This window comes from Helicobacter bizzozeronii (genome assembly GCF_900196775.1).
GTDB classification, from domain to species: Bacteria; Campylobacterota; Campylobacteria; order Campylobacterales; family Helicobacteraceae; genus Helicobacter; species Helicobacter bizzozeronii.
This window is the reverse complement of the sequence record NZ_FZLB01000098.1, coordinates 1-9326: the sequence shown is the minus strand read 5'-3', so window position 1 is coordinate 9326 and position 9326 is coordinate 1. Positions and strand designations below refer to the sequence as shown.

Below are 9326 nucleotides of genomic sequence, written 5' to 3'. Positions count from 1 at the left end.
CAAGAAGCCCAACAACCCCGCCCCCGCCCGGTGGTGATCAAAATCCAGCCCAGAGGGCCTAGTAAGGTGGTCTTCTCTCAAGAGGACTACTACCCTTTGAGCGGGCATGATGTGGGTGTGGAAAAGAGCAATGGCAAGCTCTTTTTAGAGATTTATTCTTTCAAATTGCAAAAATTCATGCAAGGCGAGGTCTTCCCCACCAAATTACAAACCCAAATTTTTGCGCTCAACAACGCCTCCACCCAAATCACCAACATAGAAGGGCAAATTGACATCTACAAATACACCCAAAAAAAGCAAAAGGTGGCTAATATCAACGCCATTTACCAACGCTACACCCTCACCCAGCAAACACCCACACGCTTTGAAATTGCCATCCAAGCCATCCCCCCTTATTTTAATGTGAATAACTGCCGTGTTGTGATCCGCAAGCAACTCATCGATACCTTCACCCATAGTAAAGAAGTGATGATTAATCTAGACTTCAAGCGGGAATTACGCAACAAAGCCGTATTTGATCTATTTTTAGAGTGCCCCAAATAGTGGCGACCCCTGAAAGATTTGAACTTCCGTTTCCACCTTGAAAGAGTGGTATCCTTGGCCACTAGATGAAGGGGTCTTAAAATTTAGGGGATTTTCGTATAAGTGGCGGAACGGACGGGACTTGAACCCGCGACCCCCTGCGTGACAGGCAGGTATTCTAACCAACTGAACTACCGCTCCAATGGTGGTCGCTATAAGACTCGAACTTATGACATCCACCTTGTAAGGGTGGCGCTCTACCAACTGAGCTAAGCGACCGGGTGGTGACTCCTAGGGGATTTGAACCCCTGTAACCACCGTGAAAGGGTGGTATCCTAACCACTAGATGAAGGAGCCTTTGGTGACCCGTGCTGGATTCGAACCAGCGACCCATTCCTTAAAAGGGAATTGCTCTACCTGCTGAGCTAACGGGTCAGGCAAACAAAGAAGTAATACTACACTATTTAAAAGTCTTTGTCAAGACCCAAGATACCCAAATTAGGCTCATATACTAAACTTCCCCAGATTGCGATCAAAGTTGGCTCACATTTGGCACGCTTTAGTATGTTGATGGGTGTGCCTATTTTTGTTGCAAAATCGCCAAAGCCCTTTTACCCTGTTGGCTCTCAGGATACTGGGTTAATTGGTGCAAAGTGTTTTTGTAATTTTTCCCATCTTTTAAAGCCTTGTAGGCTTGTGCCATGTTCCAAAGCAAAGTGGGCGTGTATTTGGCTTGGTTTTTAATTGCCACGCTTTGCTTGTAAAACTTAATGGCTTTTGGGTAATGCTTTTGTTGATAAGCACATTGCCTTGCCATGTAGGAGCTAAAGGCAGGTTTATGCTTGATTTTGGCAAGCCAAATAAAGCGTTCTTTATGTTTGGTAGCCACCGCTAATATACATACATGTCGGCTAAAGCCATGAACGCATCCCCATTGTTCCCCTGTGCAGCTTTTCATAAGCCTCCAAAGCTTTGGGGTAATCTTGATCAATGGGGCGGTATTGCTTGCCTTGTAGCTTTTTTAGAGCTAGATGTGCGTTTTCATCGTATTTTCCAGTATCCTTATGAAATTAGGCTTAAGAAAATGTGGGGTTGTGTTTATTTTCTTGCAACAACACCTCGCGCCAGTTGTGGGGGTGCTCTTGCATGAGGGTTTGTAAATACTGGGCATGGCTAGGATTAGAGCTAAAGATTGGTAAGTAAGGACCTAGCGACTCCAAACTAATATCGATGATGTTAGAACTCCCATCGCCCATGTTTTTGACTAAAATTTGGTGGGCATGCACGGGGGTGTTTTCTAAAAAATGTTTTTCCATGTTGCTAAGTTGAATCCCAAAATCCCGACTTAGGGCGGTGCTGTCCATGTTTTTTTGGGGGTAGAATAAAAGAGTGCCCATGTTTTTGACAAAACTTTGGGCGTTTTTAATGGTGTGTAGTTGGTTGATGTCCTGCAGGGCGAGCACCACCACACCATTAGCCTTGCGGGCTTGGGTGATCAAAGTGTTAATGTGTTCGTTGAGGACTTCATTTTGCGCATAACTTTTAAATTCATCTACAAAGAGCAAAAAACCTTGATCGCGCTGCAGGGCTAGGTGGAAAATCTTATAAAAAATGTAGTAGGCCAGTAGCCCTAAATCTTTGGGGTTGGGCGAGATGGCATCCATGTTGATGGTCATGATGGGGGTTTTAAACTCTAAACTATCCTCAAGGGCGTTAAAAAGGGGGTTGTTTAAGTAGGGTTCTAGACTCAAGGTGAGTTTGGGGGTGTGGGTGAGGGCCTCTTTAAAGTCTTGGAGATTAAAGCTTTGGGGTGGCAGGGTGGCATAGAGGCTTTTTAAGGCTTTTAAAATGGCGTTGCGCTCTTGGATGTCGGCTTGGTGGGGCGAGTCTAGGGGGACATTAAGCATGGCAGCATAAAAGGCGTGCAAAAAATCTTGGTTTTGTTGGGAAAAGGGCAGGGATAGGGGGTTGATGGCAAATTGTTCGCCAGAGTTGTAGGTCCCGCCAAAATAATGCGTGTAAGAAAAGAGCCCATAGGCGCGATCAAGGGCTAGGATATTGAGGTTAGAATATTTGAGCGCGCTCATCATCAAAAAGCCCATTAAGGTTGTTTTGCCCGCCCCTGTTGCCCCGATGATCATGGTGTGTCCGTTGGCTTTAAGCGTGCTGTGGGCTTGGTATCTGACCTCTTGGTTGTGGAAGTTAAACAAATAGGGCGAGTGATCCAAGTTTTTAAACACGCTTAAGGGCATAGGTCCCCATGAGTTGCTTTTAAAGCCCCGATTGGGTTTTTCAAACACGATGAGGCACGCTAGGGCTTGGGTGCTTTGGTGGCGCAAACGGGGGTTGAGATTCAAACGCCCCGGGAAAAAGGAAAAATAAGCGGGTTTGAGCCCCAAAGTTTCCACCACCGCGATCAAATGTTCGTTAGAGAGCAGGCTTAAGACCTCTTGGGTTTGCTGGTTGAGCGTGGGCAGATTAGGGCTGGATAGAATGATATTCAGGGCGCATTTTTGCAAACAAAGCCGTTTGGCTTTGATGAGTTCATGGTAGTTTTGCAACTCCGCACGCACAAGGGCACTCCAGCTCAAGCGGATTTTTTCTTGCACAAAGCTTAAAGATTCAGGCAAACCCAAAGGCTCAATAGAAAAAATGATCTCTAATTCTTTTTCTTGGTGTAAGAGGGTGGAGAGGGCAATGGAGGTGATGGTTTTGCTCCCATAGGCTTTGATCCCTAAAATGCGTTTATAAGTGAGCGCGCCATTGCGATCTTGGATGTAGTGATCTTTGTGGAAGTGGATATTAGCCGCAATGTAGCTATCCTCCAAAAAGCCCAAGCTGGGTTGTAGGGGCAAATCCACCCCATTGATGAAGCGGGCATAAAAGTTGAGGGCTTGGACAGCACTTAGTTGGGTGGGCTTGAAGTCTTTGAGGGCGTGGGTGATTTGGGCGATGTTTTGGGTGAGCAAAGAAACTTTATGGGCGTAGCTTTCTTGTGGGTGGCTTTTTTGCGTGGAAGTGGTGAGTTTTAATTTTTTCTTTTCAAAAAATCCCTTGATGGGGTTGGTGGTGGTTTCCAAAATGAGATAATAGGTATTTTCATAAATGCCCTTGCTCTCAAAATGGTTGATGATGGTTTGGGCGTAGGGGTTGTTAATTTGCTGGTTTTGTTGGAGTTGCACTTTTTGGCGTTGGGTGTAGATTCTAAGCACCACGCCTTGGAGTTGTTCTAAGGCGTTTTTCTTGTGATCAAAATAGCCCTCTAAGTCCTTAGCCAGCATCGCCGTTGCGCTCAAGCCCTCAATTTGCAAAATCCCCACTAATTGTTCTTGTTTGGTGAGCAAAAAATGCGCATCGTATAGACCTAAAATGTTATTTTCCTCCGCTAAAGAATAGACTTTAGGGAGCGCGCCTAAGAAAAGGTCTAGGCTCTTATTGCGTAAAAATTGCCACAACCCATTTAGCATGTGGGGGTTATCTGGGGTGTCAAGAACTCAAAGCACACCCCTGAATAGAAAATCTGCAAAATCAGTGATTCTTAGCTAAAGAAACTTTGGCAGGTGCGTTTTGCAAGGTGCTGTAAGCTTGTTGGAGCTCCCAAAGGGTTTGCATGCGATCGGGGAGGTAGCTTTTATTCCAAGTTTTGGGGTCTAAGATATTCAAATGGTTTTGATTGACCTTATCCTCAAAACTGCTTTTAGGATTTTCACCCGTGCCTAAAATCTCTGAGGCTCTCTCTGGGCTAAGCTCCATGCTCTGTAAAGAGAGTTGTTCAAAGCCTTCATAAAGCTGGTTAAAATCCGCATTCTCTAGGCGTAAAAATGCGCCCACATCGATCAAGGCTTCTTTTTCAGCCTCGCCTAAAATCCCATCGCTATAGGCTAAGACCAATAAAAATTCTACCAGCTTGACGCGTTTTTTATACTCGCCATGCGCTAGCTCTAAAAACTGGGTGCAAAGGCTCTCTAGGCTGGGCATGTCCTCGCTGGCATAGAGTTTTTTAAGCTCCTCTAAGTTTTTAGCCTCTGTGCCCATTTGGCTTAAATCTTTTAAGAAAATCTCCAATAGGACTTCAGAGAGAGCATTAGCATTGAGCTTGCGCTCAAATTGGGCGATCAAGCCCACCACCACGCCCTGCTCGCTAGACTTTAAAACCTCTAGGGGGTCAGGCAGGGTGTAAATCTCAGGAACTTTCTCTACAGGTTCTGGGCTGGGGGTGGGGAAACTCTTTAAAGGGTTTTTCAAATACTCTTGCAGGGTGTAATACAAGTAAATCAACACCACCGCTGCACCCACAATTAAAATCACTTCCATACAATCATCCTCTCATAATAAACTGGTATCATTTTGTTTTTGGTGCGTTTTGCGGTAACTTCTCTCAGTTGTGGCTTGGATCAAACGCCGTTTCTCCTCTTTCTGTTTGTTTTTCAAATCCATTTGGCGTTCATAGCTTCTTTTGAGTTGCTGGATATAGTCTTCGCGTTTCTCGGGGGATTGGAAAGAGATAGGCTTGGCCAGTAAAATAAAGGCTAGGAAGAAAAAAATCATCAAGGACAACTCACCCGAATCCTCTCCATTGAGCAAATACCAAGAGAGGCTAACAGCGATGGCGAAGATAATTTTTAATCCTGCTTTCAAGGGCACCTCCTAGATAAAGCTAAAGGGGTTGGCGTGCGTGTCTAAGCCTAGAGTCTGCTTGTTGGTTTCACCTAGAGCCAGCAAGGCTAATTGGGGCAGGAATAAAAGGCTGGTGTTGTCGTGATCGCGTTGGTAGAGCTTGGAAGCTTTTTGTGCTAGAGTGTCGAGCATGCAAAACTGGCTAATAGAGGTGGTGAGCAAGAAATCCACGCCTAGATCGATGGCTTCATAGCGGATATTAGCAGATTGCTTGAGGGCTAGGGGCATGTCAATTTCTAACAAGTGGGCGTAGGACTGGGTGGCAAAAAGGGGCGTGTGGCATTTTAAAGAGAGCCGATCAAAGAGCGCATTGTAATTTGCAGATTGTGCCAAATGGTAGCCCCCAAATAGAGCCGTGCTAAACCCGCTAAAAATAGCGCGGTTGGCAAAACCCTCTAGGTTTAAAAAATCCGTGCTTAAAAGGTGGTTAAGATAGGCAATTTGTGCCTCTGGGTGGTATTGCAGATCATGGGGGGCTAGGATTTTTTGGATTTTCTCCTGCCATTCAGGGCTTGCATCTAAGATTTTTTTAGCATAAAGGGCATTGGCATAGGAATCTTCATCGCAAAATAAAAGCGTTGCGCTAATTTTGTGGGCTAGGGCTAGATTGTAGGCTTGTGCGCTCAAAAACTTTTCTAAATCCCCAAAACGCCCCCAATACCCCCCATCAAAACAGCAAGTAAGCTCCACAAATTCCACTTTTAAACGGCTTAATAGGACGCGTGTGCTTTGCAAGAGGGGGGCACTATTAAAGAGCTTGTCATACCCATTAAAGATAAAAAATGCCGCTTTGTTGGCGGGGGGGGTTTGTTTGGGCGGGAAAGCATATTTTAAGGCTAGATTCTTACCCACATGTGCCCATGTGTTGTTGGCAATGGGGCAGGCTGAACCTTGCGTTAGCATTTTTTGCAAATCATAGATGGCTTCATCTAGGCGATCGCTGGGGGGGTAGAGGTAGTTTTTAAGACTCACAAAGTGCATCACGCCATATTTGTCATGGGCGATGCTTTGCAAAAAATCCCTAGCGCGGGTGGGGTAGCGATTCATCAGCCATCTAACATATAAGAAAAAGCCATCGCCATAGTAGCCCGCTTGCTTTTTGGGGGTGATGAAATTGATGTTAATGTATTTGGCTAACTCGCTCTGCTCGCTTGCGCTCAAAAAGGGCGCGCTTTGCAAGAAAGATTGGTATTGGCTTAAAATGGCACTTTCATCCATGAGGAGGTCTTTAAGGGCATATTCAGCCGCTAGGGGCTCTAACACCCATTCAGCAGAGAAGCGTTGCACCAACTCAGAGACAAGGAGATTTTCAAAAATGGCAACTTGGTTGATCTTAAACCCCAAATGAGTCGCATCATAGCCAAAATCGGGGAAGGGGATGTGTTCTAACACATCTTTTAAACGCCACTCAGGGAGATATTCCACGATGCAGAGCGGGTAACTAGGGTTGTATTGATTCTTGGCATCAAAGCGGAATACCCGTATCTGCAATTTTAAAATACTCATTTAGGACCTTTATCTTGCAAGGATTGAATCGCTTGCTGGTTTCTAGGATCGGAAAGAAAGGCATCTTTGGAGCTTTGGAGTTGCTCGGTGGTGTTATCTGTAAAGAGCATGGAGGGGTCGCAGCGGTTAAACAACACCACATTAGAGTCGTTTTTATCCTTGATAATGATTTGCACGATCCCACTGAGCGTGATTTTAACCGTGGTTTCGATATTGTCGCCTAAACCCGCCTCAAAGCTAATTTCTGGGGTTTCTCTATAAATTTTCAGGCTTTCAAAGGTGTAGCCTGCCAACACAAAGAGCACGAACGCCCCAAAACTCTCTAAGAGGTCTTGGGGCAAGAGGGGTTCAAAGCGCACCTTAGAGAGATCGCAAAAGATGCTAAAATTAATGCGGTTGTGGTGCAAAAAATACAGGCAGTCGCGGCAGTGTTGGTCTGTCATGGCATTGTATTTTTGCAACAAATCCATTAAAGCAACCCTTCAAATTCCTCTAACATTTTTTCCACCTCGCCCATGCCAATTTGCCAAAACTCTTTGTGCCCGATGTCAAACCCAAACATCCCCACTAGCTCCTCTGGGCTTTGACTCCCGCCCTTGCTTAAAAAGGTGGTGTAGGTCTCTACAAAGGCTTGTTTGTCTTTGGGGGTGTTTTTTTGGCGGTAAAGCCCAAAGAGTGCTAGGACGAGTAATTGCCCATAGCTATAGGAGTAACAATAAAAGGGCGAATGGATAAAGTGGGGGATATAACTCCACCAGCGGGCGTAATTCTTGCTGAGTTTCACGCTCTTACCAAACATTTTGGCATTTTCCTCTTGCCAAATCTGATCGAAGTCTTTGACCTTGAGTTCCTCCTCTGTGGCGTGGATACGGCGTTCAAAATTGGTCATCACCACTTGCCTAAACATGGTGGAGAAAATATCTTCCAATTTGCCCGCATAAATGCCCCGCAATTCTTTTTTATCCAAATCTTTTTTGAGGCTCTCAAAGAGCAACATTTCCCCAAAGACCGAAGCGGTTTCGCTGGTGGTCAGTGGGGTGTTGGTGTTGAGATAGCCTACTTGTTTGCTAAGCTCTTGGTGGATCATGTGCCCAAACTCATGGGCGATGGTGAAAGCTGAACGCCGATTGCCCGTAAAGTTAAGCAACACATAGGGGTGTGCGCTGGGCACGGTGCTATCACTGAACGCCCCACCGCGTTTATCAGGTCTGGGGTGCGAATCGACCCAACCCCCATCAATGCCTTTTTTGACAATCTCATAAAATTGAGGCGAAAAGTCCTTGTAAGCCTTTAAAACAAGGTCTAGGGCTTCTTTATAGCTAATGGGGGTTTCTTTGTCATTGATGGGCGCATAGCGGTCATAATCTTTGAGCTTGTAGCCCAAAATCTTAGCCTTGCTTTTGTAGTAGCGGTGCACTAAGCTATAATTGGCATTCACGATCTCTAGCATGCTATCCACGCTCTCTTGGGAGATTTGGTTACCCAAGTGCCTAAAGGTTTCGGGCTTGTCATAGTGGCGCAATTTGGTATCAATATGCAGGTCTTTTCTCACCATGTTAAGCACATAGGTGAGCACCAAGCTATTTTTTTTCAAAGACTTGGTGAGGGCTTTTTGGGCTTTTTTGCGCAATTTGCGGTTGGGGTTGTGCAGTTCGGATAAAATCTCCTCCTCGCTGATCATTTTGTTTTCAAAGGGGATTTTGAGCGAAGTGATGACTTGATCGAAAAGCTTAGAGAAGGCATCCACGCCCACGCTAGAAGTGGCTAGTAAAACCTTTTCTTCAGGCAGGCTCAACATGTGGGGTTTTTGGCGCAAGAGCAAGCGCAGGAAGTAGGCGTATTTGGGGGTGGCATCAATCATCGCCTCTTGTTGTGCGTCCTCTAGGGCGCAAAATTCATTTTCAACAAACAAGAGATGTTGTGCCATGTCCGCACAGATAAGCTGGTATTTGGAGTAAAGATCGCTGCGTTTGGAATCGCTAGCAAAGATCAAAAAGACATAGACCATTGCGCGCGAAATTCCCTCACTCAAGTTTTCATAATCCTCCAGCACCTTTTTAAAGGCACTGGGCTCTAGCTTAGCAAAACTTTGGGCGTGCTTTTGCTCGAAGGTCTTGACTTTTTTATCCCACTCTTTCAAGTGCTTGTCTAAAGACTCTTGATCCTTGAATAAGGCACTCAAATCCCAATGGTGTTCTAAATCTTGGTTTTTTAAGGCTTTGTCCGCCTCTTTGGTTTGGGTTTTAACATTGCTCATAGAATACTCCTTACGGTGATTGATTTGGGGGCTATTTTAGCATGGATTTTAGAGGTGTTGCTAACATGCTAAGGATTTTACCACTTGCAATGGCAAACTCTACTTAAAGGCGTGTTATAATCCCCCTAATATTTGAGACTGAAGGATGCAAGATGAAAGCAAGACAGGTTATTTTGTTGGGCATGTTTTCTAGTGTGGTGCTATTTGGGGCATGCAGTGTTTATGAAAATGCTGAGAGCTCCAAGAAACCTCCAGCCAGCAAGCATGCAGAAGAAAAAAAAGAGCTAGAAAAACCCAAAGAACACCCCAAGCCCCCTAAGCCCAAAGAACCCACCTCCACACCTCCACCGCCACCCAAACCCAA

The 9326-nt window shown here is 45.4% G+C and carries 8 protein-coding genes, 5 tRNA genes and 1 pseudogene; 2 read left to right on the top strand and 12 right to left on the bottom strand.

The annotated features are described in order from the left end of the window. Nucleotides 1-543: cell surface protein (locus C5684_RS08590; RefSeq protein ID WP_104640051.1), on the top strand; the 543-nt coding region annotated here is incomplete at its 5' end. Here C5684_RS08590 and C5684_RS08585 read toward each other — a convergent pair. From C5684_RS08585 to C5684_RS08530, 12 genes are all read right to left on the bottom strand, one after another. Next, nucleotides 544-619: transfer RNA gene (locus C5684_RS08585), tRNA-Glu, on the bottom strand. It abuts the gene before it with no gap. A 27-nt stretch (nt 620-646) separates the two neighbouring features. Continuing rightward, nucleotides 647-723, bottom strand: a tRNA-Asp gene (locus C5684_RS08580). 2 nt (nt 724-725) lie between these two features. After that, a tRNA-Val gene (locus tag C5684_RS08575) sits at nt 726-801 on the bottom strand. 3 nt (nt 802-804) lie between these two features. Next, a tRNA-Glu gene (locus C5684_RS08570) sits at nt 805-879 on the bottom strand. A gap of 2 nt (nt 880-881) precedes the next feature. After that, a tRNA-Lys gene (locus C5684_RS08565) sits at nt 882-957 on the bottom strand. A 145-nt stretch (nt 958-1102) separates the two neighbouring features. Next, nucleotides 1103-1480: a tetratricopeptide repeat protein gene (locus C5684_RS09630; protein WP_233708732.1), complete on the bottom strand. Its 378-nt coding sequence runs from the start codon at nt 1478-1480 to the stop codon at nt 1103-1105. A gap of 118 nt (nt 1481-1598) precedes the next feature. Next, nucleotides 1599-3989 (bottom strand): VirB4 family type IV secretion/conjugal transfer ATPase, encoded by a 2391-nt coding sequence (locus tag C5684_RS08555; protein ID WP_104640050.1) that lies wholly within the window; start codon nt 3987-3989, stop codon nt 1599-1601. A 61-nt stretch (nt 3990-4050) separates the two neighbouring features. Then, on the bottom strand, nt 4051-4836 hold the full coding sequence (locus tag C5684_RS08550) for a TerB family tellurite resistance protein (protein ID WP_104640049.1): 786 nt from the start codon (nt 4834-4836) through the stop codon (nt 4051-4053). Nucleotides 4837-4848: 12 nt separating this feature from the next. Beyond that, on the bottom strand, nt 4849-5166 hold the full coding sequence (locus C5684_RS08545) for a hypothetical protein (protein WP_233708731.1): 318 nt from the start codon (nt 5164-5166) through the stop codon (nt 4849-4851). A 3-nt stretch (nt 5167-5169) separates the two neighbouring features. Next, nucleotides 5170-6705, bottom strand: coding sequence for a DUF5644 domain-containing protein (locus tag C5684_RS08540; protein ID WP_104640047.1), 1536 nt, complete (start codon nt 6703-6705; stop codon nt 5170-5172). Then, nucleotides 6702-7175, bottom strand: coding sequence for a hypothetical protein (locus C5684_RS08535; protein WP_006016714.1), 474 nt, complete (start codon nt 7173-7175; stop codon nt 6702-6704). Before C5684_RS08535 ends, C5684_RS08540 begins: the two co-directional genes overlap by 4 nt. After that, on the bottom strand, nt 7175-8962 hold the full coding sequence (locus C5684_RS08530) for a M3 family oligoendopeptidase (protein WP_104640046.1): 1788 nt from the start codon (nt 8960-8962) through the stop codon (nt 7175-7177). Before C5684_RS08530 ends, C5684_RS08535 begins: the two co-directional genes overlap by 1 nt. A 152-nt stretch (nt 8963-9114) precedes the next feature. Between C5684_RS08530 and C5684_RS08525 the strand changes: the two are divergent. Then, a pseudogene (locus C5684_RS08525) lies at nt 9115-9326 on the top strand (hypothetical protein); the annotation flags it as partial.